This window comes from Clostridium sp. (assembly GCF_036643715.1).
Classification (GTDB): domain Bacteria; phylum Bacillota; class Clostridia; order Clostridiales; family Clostridiaceae; genus Clostridium.
Map to the genome: position 1 here is coordinate 1 of NZ_JAVXRL010000067.1, position 14,643 is coordinate 14,643.

16 protein-coding genes are annotated in these 14,643 nt (G+C 30.5%); 15 read left to right on the forward strand and 1 reads right to left on the reverse strand.

The genetic code is table 11. From position 1 onward, the window contains the following. Nucleotides 1–16 precede the first annotated feature (16 nt). From rpsF to RSF37_RS13780, 14 genes are all read left to right on the forward strand, one after another. The gene (gene rpsF / locus RSF37_RS13715) at nt 17–304 is read left to right on the forward strand and encodes a 30S ribosomal protein S6 (protein ID WP_332564964.1); all 288 of its coding nucleotides are present in this window, start codon (nt 17–19) and stop codon (nt 302–304) included. 16 nt (nt 305–320) lie between these two features. Next, nucleotides 321–758, forward strand: a complete 438-nt coding sequence (locus tag RSF37_RS13720) for a single-stranded DNA-binding protein (RefSeq protein WP_332564949.1) — start codon at nt 321–323, stop codon at nt 756–758. 25 nt (nt 759–783) lie between these two features. Continuing rightward, a complete protein-coding gene (gene rpsR / locus RSF37_RS13725) occupies nt 784–1,038 on the forward strand; it encodes a 30S ribosomal protein S18 (protein WP_332564950.1) in 255 nt (84 codons plus the stop codon). 136 nt (nt 1,039–1,174) lie between these two features. After that, the gene (locus RSF37_RS13730; RefSeq protein WP_332564951.1) at nt 1,175–1,495 is read left to right on the forward strand and encodes a MazG-like family protein; all 321 of its coding nucleotides are present in this window, start codon (nt 1,175–1,177) and stop codon (nt 1,493–1,495) included. A gap of 21 nt (nt 1,496–1,516) precedes the next feature. After that, nucleotides 1,517–3,457, forward strand: coding sequence for a DHH family phosphoesterase (locus RSF37_RS13735; RefSeq protein WP_332564952.1), 1,941 nt, complete (start codon nt 1,517–1,519; stop codon nt 3,455–3,457). A 1-nt stretch (nt 3,458) separates the two neighbouring features. Next, nucleotides 3,459–3,905, forward strand: coding sequence for a 50S ribosomal protein L9 (rplI, locus tag RSF37_RS13740; RefSeq protein WP_332564953.1), 447 nt, complete (start codon nt 3,459–3,461; stop codon nt 3,903–3,905). Between the two features lie 12 nt (nt 3,906–3,917). Then, the gene (gene lonC, locus RSF37_RS13745) at nt 3,918–5,810 is read left to right on the forward strand and encodes a Lon family ATP-dependent protease (RefSeq protein WP_332564954.1); all 1,893 of its coding nucleotides are present in this window, start codon (nt 3,918–3,920) and stop codon (nt 5,808–5,810) included. A gap of 134 nt (nt 5,811–5,944) precedes the next feature. Continuing rightward, nucleotides 5,945–7,282 carry a replicative DNA helicase gene (locus RSF37_RS13750; protein ID WP_332564955.1) on the forward strand — a complete coding sequence of 446 codons (1,338 nt, stop codon included), beginning with the start codon at nt 5,945–5,947 and terminating at the stop codon, nt 7,280–7,282. Between the two features lie 80 nt (nt 7,283–7,362). Beyond that, nucleotides 7,363–8,163, forward strand: a complete 801-nt coding sequence (gene proC, locus RSF37_RS13755) for a pyrroline-5-carboxylate reductase (RefSeq protein ID WP_332564956.1) — start codon at nt 7,363–7,365, stop codon at nt 8,161–8,163. A gap of 534 nt (nt 8,164–8,697) precedes the next feature. Continuing rightward, nucleotides 8,698–9,984 carry an adenylosuccinate synthase gene (locus tag RSF37_RS13760; protein WP_332564957.1) on the forward strand — a complete coding sequence of 429 codons (1,287 nt, stop codon included), beginning with the start codon at nt 8,698–8,700 and terminating at the stop codon, nt 9,982–9,984. 98 nt (nt 9,985–10,082) lie between these two features. Next, nucleotides 10,083–10,274 carry a DUF1858 domain-containing protein gene (locus tag RSF37_RS13765; protein WP_332564958.1) on the forward strand — a complete coding sequence of 64 codons (192 nt, stop codon included), beginning with the start codon at nt 10,083–10,085 and terminating at the stop codon, nt 10,272–10,274. A 149-nt stretch (nt 10,275–10,423) separates the two neighbouring features. Then, complete coding sequence (locus RSF37_RS13770; RefSeq protein WP_332564959.1) at nt 10,424–11,029, forward strand: hypothetical protein; 606 nt, start codon at nt 10,424–10,426, stop codon at nt 11,027–11,029. Nucleotides 11,030–11,086: 57 nt separating this feature from the next. After that, entirely contained in the window at nt 11,087–11,614 is a 528-nt protein-coding gene (locus RSF37_RS13775) for a hypothetical protein (RefSeq protein ID WP_332564960.1), read from the forward strand. A gap of 101 nt (nt 11,615–11,715) precedes the next feature. Continuing rightward, the gene (locus RSF37_RS13780; protein ID WP_332564961.1) at nt 11,716–12,468 is read left to right on the forward strand and encodes an acyl-[acyl-carrier-protein] thioesterase; all 753 of its coding nucleotides are present in this window, start codon (nt 11,716–11,718) and stop codon (nt 12,466–12,468) included. Between the two features lie 42 nt (nt 12,469–12,510). On the opposite strand, the gene RSF37_RS13785 is transcribed toward RSF37_RS13780, so the two are convergent. Beyond that, on the reverse strand, nt 12,511–13,755 hold the full coding sequence (locus tag RSF37_RS13785; RefSeq protein ID WP_332564962.1) for an NAD(P)/FAD-dependent oxidoreductase: 1,245 nt from the start codon (nt 13,753–13,755) through the stop codon (nt 12,511–12,513). Between the two features lie 96 nt (nt 13,756–13,851). On the opposite strand from RSF37_RS13785, the gene RSF37_RS13790 reads away from it, so the two are divergent. Continuing rightward, nucleotides 13,852–14,433: a hypothetical protein gene (locus RSF37_RS13790; RefSeq protein WP_332564963.1), complete on the forward strand. Its 582-nt coding sequence runs from the start codon at nt 13,852–13,854 to the stop codon at nt 14,431–14,433. The last annotated feature ends 210 nt before the right edge of the window (nt 14,434–14,643 follow it).

Below are 14,643 nucleotides of genomic sequence, written 5' to 3' on the forward strand. Positions count from 1 at the left end.
GGAGGAGGTGAAAATGATGAGAAAGTACGAAACTATATTCATACAACACCCATCACTTGACGAAGAGGTTGTTAAAGCTAATATCGAAAAGTTTAAAGGTGTTATAGAGAATGGTGGAGGAACTGTAGACACTGTTGATTTCTGGGGTAAGAGAAAACTTGCTTACGAAATAACTAAAGTTGAAGAAGGATTCTATACTTTAATAGACTTTACTGCAGACCCTGAATTACCAAAAGAATTAGAAAGAATATTTGGAATCACTGATGGTGTTATGAGACACATCGTAGTAAGAAAAGAAGCGTAAGAGAGGTGATATTGTAATGAATAAAGTTATACTATTAGGTAGACTTACAAAAGATCCTGAATTGAGATTTGCAGCTGGAAGCGGTAACGCAGTTACTAGATTTTCAATCGCTGTTACAAGACAATTCAAGAGAGATGAAGCTGATTTTATTAATTGCGTAGCATTTGGAAAGACAGCCGAAACAATAGCACAATATCTTACAAAAGGTGGTCAAATTGCAATCACTGGTAACATCAGAACAGGTAGTTATGATGCACAAGACGGTTCAAAAAGATACACTACTGATGTAGTTGTAGAAAGCTTTGAATTCGTTGGTGGAGGCAAAGGCCAAAACGCTGGTTCAGGTAATGAATTTGGCGGAAACAATTCTGAGTATTCAAAGCCAGCAAATAATGCATTTGGTGGATTTGACGATGACATGACTCCTGTAGATGATGGAGATATGCCGTTTTAATTTTTTGAGGTAAGGAGGGAAAATCATGAGAGAAAATAACAACAACAGAAGATCTGGCGGAAGAATGAGAAGATCTAAGAGAAAAGTTTGTGCTTTTTGTGTTGAAAAGGCTGACTCAATAGACTACAAAGATGTAGCTAAGTTAAGAAAGTATGTTACTGAAAGAGGAAAGATACTTCCAAGAAGAATTTCAGGAACATGTGCTAAGCACCAAAGACAATTAACTGAATCAGTTAAGAGAGCTAGAAACATAGCTTTATTACCATTCACAACAGAATAGTAATAGTTAAATGGAGCATGATAGAAATATATTTTCTATTATGCTCCTTATTTTTTTGGAAAAAACTCTCATTTTCTTGCAATAGTAATAGAAAAAATTTAAAATATACATACAAGGGTATTTAAGAGGTGAGGGTATGAAAAAAGAAGATTTAAATATTATGGGCAATGTAAAAATTATAGAGAGTTTAAAAGCTCAATTAATTAGAATTATAGGAGACTTTTATACATTACTAACAAGAGGTAGTAATGTTGCAGAAGAGGCTATAGTTCAGTGTATAGCAGGCGCTATAATAATTTTATACGTACTAGGAGATAAGCTAGGATATTCATTACCGGAAATAGATCATGAAATAAAGAAGAACCTTGATCGAGGAATAAGAGCTGAAGATGAAGTAGAAAAAGAAGGTAGAAGTTTAAGTAAACTTAAAGAGTATATTTCAAAGAGAAGAGACTAATAATTAAATAGGAGGCGTTTTATGAAGGTACAATTATTAATGAAAAAGCTCATAAAACCAGTTGCACTAATATTAGCCTCTGTAATATTTTTTTCCTTAGGATATAGTCAAATTGGATTACTAATTGCAATAATTTATTTTATAGATAATTTTTATCAGTTAAATAATTATTGGAAAAAAGAGAGTGATATAAATCAATTCACTAAAGATGTAGATGCGGCTATAAAAGAAAATGTAGCAAATACATTATTACCTATTGCGTTAATAAAAGAAGACGGTAAAGTAATGTGGCATAACAATATTTTTCCTGAGATAAAAGTTGGGAAAAATTTTGCTGGGGAAAATATTTTAAGTATTGCTAGAGGTCTTAACTTAAGAAAAATACTAGAAGCAGACAAAGACTTACATCAAAGATTAAAATTAAACGGCAGACTATATGATGTATATAGTAAAGAAATTTATAGAAATAAACAAAAAATGTTTTTAGTATATTTCAATGATATAAGTGAGTTTATAGGATTAGATACAACTAAAGAGAGTATAATGCTTATAGAGGTAGATAACTTTAATGAGGCATTAGATACAACAAGTGACTCTGATAAACCTTTAGTAATCGCAGAAATAGACAGAGAAATTAGTTCTTATGCTCATAGATTAGAAGCTATGGTAAAGAAATATCAAAATAATATGTATGTACTATCAATTCAAGATAAGTACATAGATGAAGAAATAAGTAATAACTTTTCTATATTAGATAAGATTTCTACTATAAATAAAGGGAATAAACTAGAAATAACACTTAGTATAGGCGTTGGCAGAGGTGGGATGTCCCCCCAAGAAAATTATAATTTTGCTGTTGTCGCAAAAGAGCTTTCTTTAGGTAGAGGTGGAGATCAGGCTGTTGTTAAAAGTAGTGATGGAATAAAGATATTCGGTGGAAATACTAAAGAGATAGAGAAAAGGACTAGAGTAAGAGCTAGGGTTGTCTCTCATGCGTTAAAAGAGCTTATTTACGAAAGTAGCAAAGTATATATAATGGGACATAAAAACCCTGATATGGACTGCTTTGGATCTGCTGTAGGTATGGCAAGTGTTATTAAGCAGCTTGGTAAGTCGTGCAGTATAATTTTAGATGAGGATATTGGAGCAATAGAATATTACTTAAATGAATTGAAAAGAGAGTCAAAATATGCTAATCTATTTGAAACATCAGAAGAAGTCAAAAAGGAAATGGATGATGAAGCACTTTTTATTATAATGGATGTACACAATAGGACTTATGTTAATAATTTTAAACTAATAGAACATGCAAAGAGAAAAGTTATAATAGATCATCATAGAAGAAGTGCTGATATAATAGAAGATACACTTTTAAATTATATAGAAGTATTTGCATCATCAACTTCAGAGATGGTAACAGAAATAATTCAGTATATGGTTGAGAAGCCAAATCTTACGGAACTTGAAGCTGAAGGCTTGCTTGCAGGAATTTATATGGATACTAAAGGGTTTTCATTTAAAACAGGAGTAAGAACTTTTGAAGCTGCATCTTTCTTAAGAAAATCAGGTGCGGAGACAACTGAAGTAAAGAAGATGTTTACTGATAACCTTACTGATTTTATACAGATTTCAGAAATAATAAAATCTGCAAAAATACAAAATGAAATTGCTATAGCAGTTTGTCCAACTTCTGTTGATGATACTGTTATAATTGCAAAATCAGCAGATGAATTGCTTAATATATCAGGAATTTTAGCTAGTTTTGTATTAGCTGAAATTGATGGTAGTATATATATAAGTGCAAGATCAATTGGAGATATAAATGTTCAAATTGTATTAGAAGCACTTGGAGGTGGTGGTCATATGAATATGGCAGGCACCAAAATAACAAATAAACCTATAGAAGAAGTCTTACAAGACTTAAAAGACGCAATTAAAAAATACTTAAGGGTGGGTGAATAAAATGAAAGTTATTTTATTAAAGGATGTTAAAACATTAGGAAAAGTTGGAGATGTAATCAATGCATCAGATGGATATGCAAGAAACTTCTTATTCCCAAAGGGATTAGCAAAGGAAGCAACAGATAATAACATGCATATTTTAAACAACCAAAAGGAAAATGAAAGAAAGCAAAAACTTGCTGAATTAGAAGCAGCTCAAAAGTTAGCTTCAGAATTAAAAGGAAAAGAAATCAAAATTATTGGAAAAGCTGGAGATAACGGAAAGTTATTTGGAGCTATAACAAGCAAGGATGTTGCAAAGAAAATAAAAGAACTTTACAAAGTAGAAATAGATAAGAAGAAAATTGTTATGGATACAATAAAAATAGCTGGCGGATATGAAATAGAAGTTAAGCTATATCCTGAAGTTTCAACAAAGATGAAGGTTATTATTGTTCCACAAGCGTAGGGAGGAAAAGACTTGAAATTACGTGAGGAAATTAGTTTCTTACAGGACATAATAAAAGGTGATTTACCTCAAGAATCTCAAATTAACGTTTTATTTGATATACTTAAAAATGTATTAGATGAAGGCGCTATTAGAGCAAGAACTGTAAGATTTAAATTAAAAAATTATGTTAGCTCAACAAAAGTTACAGATAGAGCATATGCTTTAAATATGATAGCTTCAGATGGAGCAGGAATTGAAGTTGTTCCACCAGAAGACAAAGTTGACGAGGTTATTGAAGATGCTGTTATTTGGATTTCAGAAGAAATTGCAAAGAGATATGTTCAAAATCAAATAGAGTCAAAAGTAGAAAAAGCTATAATGGAGAAGCAAGAAAAGTACATCGATGAGATGAGACTATCCATTATAAAGAAAGAAAAAGGCAGCGAGAATCAAAAAACAAAGAAAAAGTATGAAGAGCTTAAGGAATTAGATGAAAGAGTAACTAGCAAAAATATTATGAGCGTATTAAGACCAGAAAAGCTAGATGAAATAGTTGGTCAAGAAAGAGCTATAAAATCATTAATATCAAAGCTATCCTCACCATATCCTCAACATATAATACTTTATGGACCACCAGGAGTTGGTAAAACAACTGCAGCTAGAATTGCATTAAATGCAGCTAAAGAATTAAACTTTACACCATTTGATGATAAGTCTAACTTCGTTGAAGTTGATGGAACAACTTTAAGATGGGATCCAAGAGAGATTACAAATCCTTTATTAGGTTCAGTTCATGATCCTATATATCAAGGTAGTAAAAGAGATTTAGCTGATATAGGAGTGCCAGAACCAAAGCCAGGTTTAGTTACTGAAGCTCATGGTGGAGTCCTATTTATAGATGAAATTGGAGAACTTGATAACATACTTCAAAACAAATTATTAAAAGTATTAGAAGATAAGAGAGTTGAATTCTCATCATCATACTACGATCCAGATGATGAAAAGACACCTGAATATATTAAATACTTATTTGATAATGGAGCTCCAGCAGACTTTGTTTTAATAGGTGCAACAACTAGAGAGCCAGGTGAAATAAATCCAGCTCTTAGATCAAGATGTACTGAAGTTTACTTTGAACCATTAGGTGCAAAGGATATTGAAAACATAGTAAAAAATGCTGCAAGAAAGCTTGAAGTATCATTAGAAAAGGAAGTTCCAGAGTATATAAGCAGATTTACTATAGAAGGTAGAAAAGCGGTAAATATACTTACAGATGCATATGGATACGCTTTGTATAAGAGAAAAGTTAAGCCAAAGAAGCTTAAAATTACTTTAAAAGATGTTGAAGAGATTGTTTCTATAGGAAGATATGTTCCTTTTGAAAGAACTATAAATAGTTCAGAATATGAAGTAGGTCATATTCATGGATTAGGAGTTAGTGGATTTATAGGATCAACTATAGAAATAGAAGCTGTAGCATTCCCTGCAAAGAAAAAGGGTGCTGGAACAGTTAGATTCAATGATACTGCAGGTAGTATGGCAAAAGACTCAGTTTATAATGCAGCATCTGTAATAAGAAAAATTACAGATAAAGATATAAAAGATTATGATATACACGTAAATGTTATTGGTGGTGGTAAGATAGATGGACCATCTGCTGGTGCTGCTATAACAGTATGTATTATAAGTGCATTATTAAATAAGCCTTTAAGACAAGATGTTGCTATTACCGGGGAAATATCTCTAAGAGGAGAAGTTAAACCAGTTGGAGGAATATTTGAAAAAATTTATGGTGCAAGAAGAAAGGGAATTACTCTTGCAATTGTACCAGATGATAATAAAAATGACGTTCCAAAAGGATTAACAGATATAGAAGTTAAGCCGGTAAAAACAATTGAAGAAGTAATGAATTTAGTTTTTTAATATATAGAAAAGAAGATGTTTTACATCTTCTTTTCTTTTAGCAAGTATATAAGAATATATAATTTAATATATTCTCATTTTTGTTTTTTTGATATAATATGAAAAGATAACTTCTTTGGAAGGAGGTAAGGACTTTGGAAACAACGGTGAATAGAACATTACCACAGAGTATCGAAGCAGAACAATCTGTAATAGGATCTATGATTATAGATAGAGGTGCGATAGCACAAGCTGCTCAAGGATTAGAAGAAGACGATTTTTATAGAGATAGTCACAAAATTTTATATAGAAGCATTATTGATATGTTCAAAAGAGATATGGCTGTTGACTTAGTTACTGTACTTGAATATTTAAAAGCTACAGACACTCTTGAAAGAGCTGGTGGGGTTACATATGTATCAGAAATAACATCATCTGTTCCAACAACAGCAAACCTTGCATCATACATACAAATCGTTCAAGAAAAATCAACGCTTAGAAAACTTATTAAAGCTTCAACTTCAATAATTGAAGAAAGTTACAATAAGCAAGGAGAAGTTGAAGGGGTATTAGATGCAGCTGAAAAGAGAATATTTGATATTGCAGAAAAGAGAACAACAAGTGATTTTGAGCCTTTAAATCAAGTTCTTGAAAGAGGATTCGTTGAAATAGAAAGACTGTTTAACAATAAAGGTGAAATAACAGGAGTAACATCAGGATTTGCTGATTTAGACTCTAAGACATCAGGATTCCAAAAGGGGGATATGGTTCTTATTGCAGCTAGACCTTCAATGGGGAAGACAACATTTGCACTTAATATTGCGGAGAACGCGGCACTTAGAAGTGGAAAGAGTGTTGTTATATTCTCACTGGAAATGTCAAAGGAACAGTTAGCTTATAAGTTACTATGTTCCGAAGCTAATGTTGATATGTTAAAACTTAGAACAGGTAACTTAGATGATAAAGACTGGGAAAATATAGCGAGAGCTACAGGGCCTTTATCAAAGGCGAAAATATTTATAGATGATACAGCTGGTGTTACAGTTATGGAAATGAGATCTAAATGTAGAAGACTTAAGATGGAGTATGGTATAGATTTAATAATGATTGATTACCTTCAGCTTATGTCAGGATCATCAGGTTCTGAAAGTAGACAACAAGAAGTATCAGAAATATCAAGATCAATAAAAGCACTTGCAAAGGAAATGGAATGTCCAGTAATCGCACTATCACAGTTATCTCGTGCACCAGAGCAAAGAGCAGACCATAGACCTATGTTATCTGACCTTAGAGAGTCAGGATCAATAGAGCAGGATGCTGACCTTGTTATGTTCTTATATAGAGATGAGTACTACAACAAGGAAACAGAAGAAAAAAATGTTGGTGAATGCATTATAGCGAAGCAAAGAAACGGTCCAGTTGGAACAACAAAACTTGCTTGGCTTGGTCAGTTCAGTAAATTCGGTAATCTTGATACAATACATCAAGAGTAATATTTATAATAATAAGAGAGAAACTCGCCATTTGAGGTGAGTTTCTTTCTATAAATAAAAACATTTTAGGAGGAGTTAAAATGAGTAGAAAAATTGGTTTTGTAGGTTGCGGTAATATGGGAAGTTCTATGCTTGGAGGATTAATAAATAAAAATTTCCAAAGCAAAGAAAATATTATTGTATCAACTAGAAGTGAAAATTCTAAAGTTAGATTAGAAAAGCAGTATGGAATTAAAGCAGTTTTAGATAATAAAGAAGTAGTAAAAGAGAGTGATGTTTTAATACTTGCAGTTAAACCTTACATGTATAAAGATGTTATTAAAAATATAAAAGAGCACTTAAGAAAAGACCAAATAATAATAAGTATTGCAGCAGGAATAGATATTAAAGATCTTCATGAAATGATAGGAGAAGATTTTAAAATAGTAAAAACTATGCCAAATACTCCAGCATTAGTAGGTGAAGGAATGTCTGCAATATGCCCAAATAAAAATGTAACAGAAGAGGAATTAAATTATGTATGTAGCATGTTTGAAGCCTTTGGTAAATATGAAATATTAAGCGAAAAAGACTTTCATGCATTTATAGCATTGTGTGGCTCATCACCAGCTTATGTATTTATGTTCATAGAAGCAATGGCAGACGGAGCAGTTAAACTTGGAATACCAAGAGATAAAGCTTATAAAATGGCAGCTCAAAGTGTGCTAGGTTCAGCGAAGATGGTTTTAGATACAGGAAAGCATCCAGGTGAATTAAAAGATATGGTTTGCTCACCAGGTGGAACTACAATAGAAGCTGTCTGCGAACTTGAAGATGCAGGATTTAGAAGATCAGTTATAAAAGCAATGGATAAATGTGCAGAAAAATCAAAAAGTATGTAACTTAAAAAAATATATTAAAATATAGAAATATGTGTTGACAAAACTATATAAATTCAATATACTAATGTTAGTGATAATCAATATCAATTAATGAATGCGTGATAAATTTTGGATTGGTTATCTAACTGGACACACATAAAAAACACACACATAGAACTTAATTACACTAAAGACTCCTCTTAATTATTTGAGAATTAAGAAAAACACTCTTAGAGATCCACAGCTCTAAGAGTGTTTTGCGTTAATCTTAAAATATACATAATATTTATATATAAATACAATATATAGGAAGTATATTAGGAAAAAAGGAGCTCGCATCAATAAAATGACGAACTATTTATTAATAATTTAGAAAAACATTCGATAAAATGTTGACCTAGAACAATCATTTTGCTACTATAATTAATGGAGATAAGAAAAATCCAAATAAAATTATATTAATTTATAAATTAATGTAAATAATAAAAATATATAAATAACTCCATTAAATTTAGGAGAAGACTAAAAAGAAATAGTCTAAAGGAGGCAAATAACATGTCAGCATTTATAGTAATAGGAGCTCAATGGGGCGACGAAGGAAAAGGAAAGATGACAGATTACCTTGCGGAGGATGCACAGGTTGTTGTTAGATTCCAAGGAGGAAATAACGCAGGTCATACTGTAGTAGTTGGAGATAAAGAATATAAGCTTCACTTAATACCTTCAGGAATACTATATGATGATAAGACAAATGTAATTGGAAATGGCGTAGTAGTTGATCCAAAAGCATTATTTGAAGAAATAACTTACTTAGAAGGTGTTGGAGTTAATGTAACACCAGAAAAGTTAATCATAAGTGATAGAGCACACTTAATAATGCCATATCATAAGGTATTAGATAAGTTAAAAGAAAGAGCAAGAGGAAAAAATGACATAGGTACAACTGGAAAAGGTATAGGACCATGTTATACAGATAAATTTGAAAGATCAGGTATTAGAGTATGTGATCTTATGCATGAAAATGTATTTAGAGAAAAGCTACAAGAAAACATTGATGCTAAAAATGAATATATAACAAAAGTTTTAGGTGGCGAACCTTTAAATTATGAAGAAATACTAATGGAATACCTTGCACTAGGTGATAGATTAAGACCTTTTGTTGCTGATACTTCAGTTAAAGTATATGATGCAATAAAAGAAGATAAGACAGTATTATTTGAAGGTGCACAAGGTATGCTTCTTGATATAGATTACGGAACATACCCATATGTAACATCATCAAATACAACAGCTGGTGGAGTACCAAGTGGTTCAGGAATAGGACCAAGAATGATAACAAATGCTGTTGGTATTGCTAAAGCTTACACAACAAGAGTTGGTAAAGGACCTTTCCCAACAGAATTATGTGATGCAACTGGTGACTGGATAAGAGAAAAAGGTCATGAGTATGGAGTTACTACTGGAAGATCAAGAAGATGTGGATGGCTTGACCTTGTAATCTTAAAGACTTCAGTAAGAGTTAGTGGATTAACTTCACTTGCAGTAACTAAGATAGATACATTAGCTGGTCTTGAAAAAATTAAAGTTTGTGTTGGATACAAATTCAACGGAGAAATAATTGATTACTTCCCAGCAAGCTTAGAAGATCTTGCTTTATGTGAGCCAGTATACGAAGAATTTGATGGATGGGATGATAGCGTAGCAGATGCTAGAAGCTATGAAGAACTACCTGAAAATGCAAAGAAATATATCGAAAGAATAGAAGAATTCACTGATACAAGAGTATCAATCGTTTCAGTTGGTCCAAAGAGAGATCAAACTATGAGAGTTAAAGAACTTTAATTCCGACTAGTTGACTTGACTTTAATAATTGTATAAAATATAATCTTTTTATAAAAGATAATTAAGAAAATAATATTATTATTGAAGAGGTGAATCAAATGATAACTAAAGATATGACAATCGGAGAAATAATCCGTAAGGAACCATCAGCAGCTGAAACATTAATGGCTTTTGGAATGGGTTGTGTTGGATGTCCATCAGCTCAAGGAGAAACTCTTGAAGAAGCTGCAATGGTACACGGAATAAATTTAGATGCATTAGTAGAAGCTTTAAACAATAGAGAAATGTAATTAGTGCTATCTTAATAAGGTATAGAGTTTATAAATTAACTCTATACCTTATTTTTTTTAAGGAATTTTAATAAAATTTATTTCCATATATTGTAAATTGAAAAGATTAATTGTAAAATATAACTATGTCAATTTTAAGGGGGATAAAAATGGTTTGTAGATATTGTGGTAATGAGAGTAAAGAAGAGATGTGTGAATACTGTAGAATCCATATTGAGGACGATAATATGGCAGCAACATCTACAACAAATGCGATAAGAATTAGTTTATTTGATGAATTAAAAGAGATAACAATTAAGATGATAAAAGATCCAATAAAAACGGGAATACAAAATTGTTTTGATTTAAGTGTTAGGGCAATTATTGCAATAGGAATAATGTCAGCCATAATATCAATTATTTATTATTCATTAGTACCATCTATAAGACTGGGCTTGTTTGCTGGGATATTTAATACAATTATTTCATTAACAATAGCATTTTGTATATTATATGTATTTACAACAATAGATAAACGAAAGGAAATAGGAGCCTTAAACTTATTTAAAGCCGTAATGATAGCTTATATACCCGCTTTATGTATATTTATCATAAGAGCGGTTTTAATAAACGTCTCCTTCGAATTAGGGACTATGTTAAGTGCTATAGCAAAGACGTTATTTGCTATAGTTTTATATAATATTTTAATTGATAAAAGGTTAGTTAATAGAGATAAATCTATAATAGCTACACTTACGATAGCATTATTTATTTAAGAAAAGTAGAGGTTCTATTAAATTAATAAAGATTATAAGGGGAGCGAGGATAGTTTTATGGTTAATAATAATGGGTGTAATTTAGAAGCAATAAATAAAGGGAATGGATTTAATATAAAAAAATTTATATTAAATCCAATAGATAATAATATAGATTTTAAAAATAAAACATTTATATTAACTATTCTAGTTATAGGTTTATTAACTACACTAAGTTCAATAATGAATTTTCAATATAATATAAGGGAACTATTTATTGATACATTTATGTGGGAGCTTATATTTAATATATTTAAAATATCAATTGCAACAGTTATACTATATATTTTGTTTGATGATGAAGTAAGAGACAAAGAAGGAGTCCGTGGAGCGCTACAATATGTCTTAATGGCATCTTTATGTAGAATAGGTATATTATCTATAGGTGCACTATTATCTATTGTAAGTGTGAGTTTTGTAAGTATTACAAGTACATTAGGACTCGTAGCATTTGTATTGAATTTATATGTTATTTTAACTATAAGAGGTAATTTTACTAATAATAAGGGGATTGCTATCTCAATTATAATGATATTATTTATGTAAACTAGTAATTTAAATTAAGATTTTGTAAAAAGTATTTGTAAATATAATAAAGGTAGTAGATTTAGTATACAATTAAGGTAATAAATTATTGAGGTGAGCAAATGAATAAAGGATATACTAAACAATACGAAGTAATGTATCGTGATTCAGATTATAAATTAAGATGTAAATTAGCATCAATGATAGACCTTTTCTGTGATGTTGGAACTATACATGCAGAATCAGTTGGTGATACAATAGATTTTCAACTAACACACGGATGTACATGGGTGTTTTATAAGTACGATATTAAAGTTTATAAATATCCAAAGTATAGAGAAAAAATAAATGTAACTACAATACCAGTAGGTTTTAAAAAGTTCTATGCATTTAGAAAGTACTTAATTAAAAATGAAGAAGGAGAACTTCTTGCAGAAGGATTAGCACTATTTTTCTTAATAAATATAGAAAAAAGAAGACCTGCTAGAATATTAAAAGAGCAATATGAAATGTATGATGTAGACGGAGACATGGATAAGGCTCTAGATATGGATAAGATAGAAAAAATCGAGAAGGAAGATTACTATAAAGACTTCCAAATAAGATATAGTGATATAGATTCAAATACTCATGTAAACAACGTTAAATATGTTGAGTGGGCTATTGAGTCAGTACCTGTTGATATAATTAAAGATTATGAAATGAAAAGAATAAAAATAGTATTCGAAAAGGAAACTACTTATGGTGACATGGTTCATGTATCAGCTGAAGTTAGAGAAGATGGAAATGGATTAGTTACTCTTCATAAAATAACAAACAGAGATGGAGAAGAATTAACTCTATTAGAAGCTCACTGGGAGAAAGAAGAAAAATAAAAAAATTGCTACGGCTAAAGCCGTAGCAATTACTATTTTAATTTATGATTTGCTTAATGAATTTACTGCAAGGAATGCAGAACTCCAAGCCCATTGAAGATTAAATCCGCCACAATCTCCATCAACATCTAATAACTCTCCTGCAAAATATAGGTCTTTAACTTTCTTAGATTCTAAAGTTTCAGAATTAACTTCTGAAGTATTAACCCCACCTACAGTTACTTGAGCATTGGCAAATTCTTTAGTACCAGTACACTTAAATTGCCAGTCCTTCATACGATTTATTAAAGCATTTTGATACTGCCATTCAACATCATAACAAGGTGTATGAATATCATGTATACCAATATCCTTTAAAAGAATCGGAACTAATTTCTTATTTAAAACACCGATTAATGCATTAGAAATACTTCTATGAGAGAACATTGCTAAATGACCATAAAAGAAATTACTAACATCATCTAAAGATTTGTTTTCCATCATATCTAATTTTATCCACACGTTATCGTGGTTTTTTAAATGCCTTGAAGCTGTGGATGAAATTTGTAATATTGGAGGTCCTGATATTCCGTAATCTGTGAATAAAATTTCTCCACTTTCTTCTCTAACAACAAAATTATTAGAAATTAAAGATACCTTGCCGTCAAACTTAATACCAGATAATCCTTTTAATCTAGGGTAATCAAGCTTAAGCTGAACTATTCCAGGCATTGTAGAAGTAATAGTGTGTCCTAAGTCTTCAGCTAATCTATATCCTGAACCATCAGATCCAGTTTTTACTGCAGATTTTCCGCCACAACAAAGGAGTAATTTTTTTGAACTAAACTCAGAAAACTCTTCATTGCCTGTGGATAAAATAAATTTATTCTTCTTGTGGATAGTTTTCACTTTGCAATTTGTGTACAGTGGAATATTTTTATCTTCAATTGCAAGTCTTAAAATATCCACAACTGAAGATGCTTGTAATGATTGTGGATAAAGTTTACTATTTTCAAGTTCTACAATAGGAAGACCAATTGATAAGAAAAAGTTTCTTGTGTCCTCTATTGAAAAGCTATTTAATGCATTTATAAAAAAGTCTTTATTTGAACTGTGATAATTAACAAATGGGTATTTTACAGAAGCGTTAGAAATATTACATCTACCATTTCCAGTAGTTAATATTTTTCTGCCGACTCTATCTGTACCTTCAACTATAGCAACATCTAATCCAAGATCTTTAGCTAAAATAGCAGACATAAGTCCAGAAGCGCCACCGCCAACTATTATTAAATCATGATATATCATATTTGAAATCTTCTCCTTAATATATACTTTAAATAGATTCTACCATAGTAATAATTTTCATTAAAGAAAGGAATATTAAATAATGAGGTGTAGGTTATGAAAGTTATTGTTAAAAATAGTGAGTTAGACGATTATAATAAAGAATTTAAAGTAAAGAGAATTAACTATGATAAAGTCTTAGTTATTTACCCTAACAAAGAAAGATTAAAAGAATTTTATAATATAGATGTAGAAATAATACAAGAAAGTACTATTGATAACTTTCTAATTAATAATATGGAGTTTTTAAAAATAAAACTTCAACGAGGAATTTCAGTAGCATTTTATAAAGCATTAGCAGATGGTATACAGTTAGAATTTAAAGAGGCTGTTAAAAGTATTGATCTTTTAGTAGATAAGTATTCTATTAATAATAGAAATATATTTGAAAAGGAACTTTTATTAATGGTTAATAAGAAATATTTATTGAAAATAATAAGTACAGGAAAAAAATTTAGTAGAAAAGAATATAAATTTAATATTGTAAAAGTGGAGAAAGACGAATTTATGGGAATTTACAATGATGAAAGAGTAAGAATAATAAAAGAAATTGAAAAAAAAGAAAAGCTTTTATCAAAATACGAAGAAGTACGTATAAACATTGAAAATACTGGCCTTCACAGTAATTTGATAGTGTAAAAATATATATAAACTTAAAACTATAAGAATAAAAATTAAAAAAAATAAAAATTAATTTTGAAAAAGTGTTGACACTTAAATTGATTTTATGTAATATAGTCTATGTGATTAGCGCACTTATGTTGAGCGAGAGTCACAAGGAAAGATTCTTAACTTGGCTCCTTGGTCAAGCGGTTAAGACACCACCCTTTCACGGTGGTAACAGGGGTT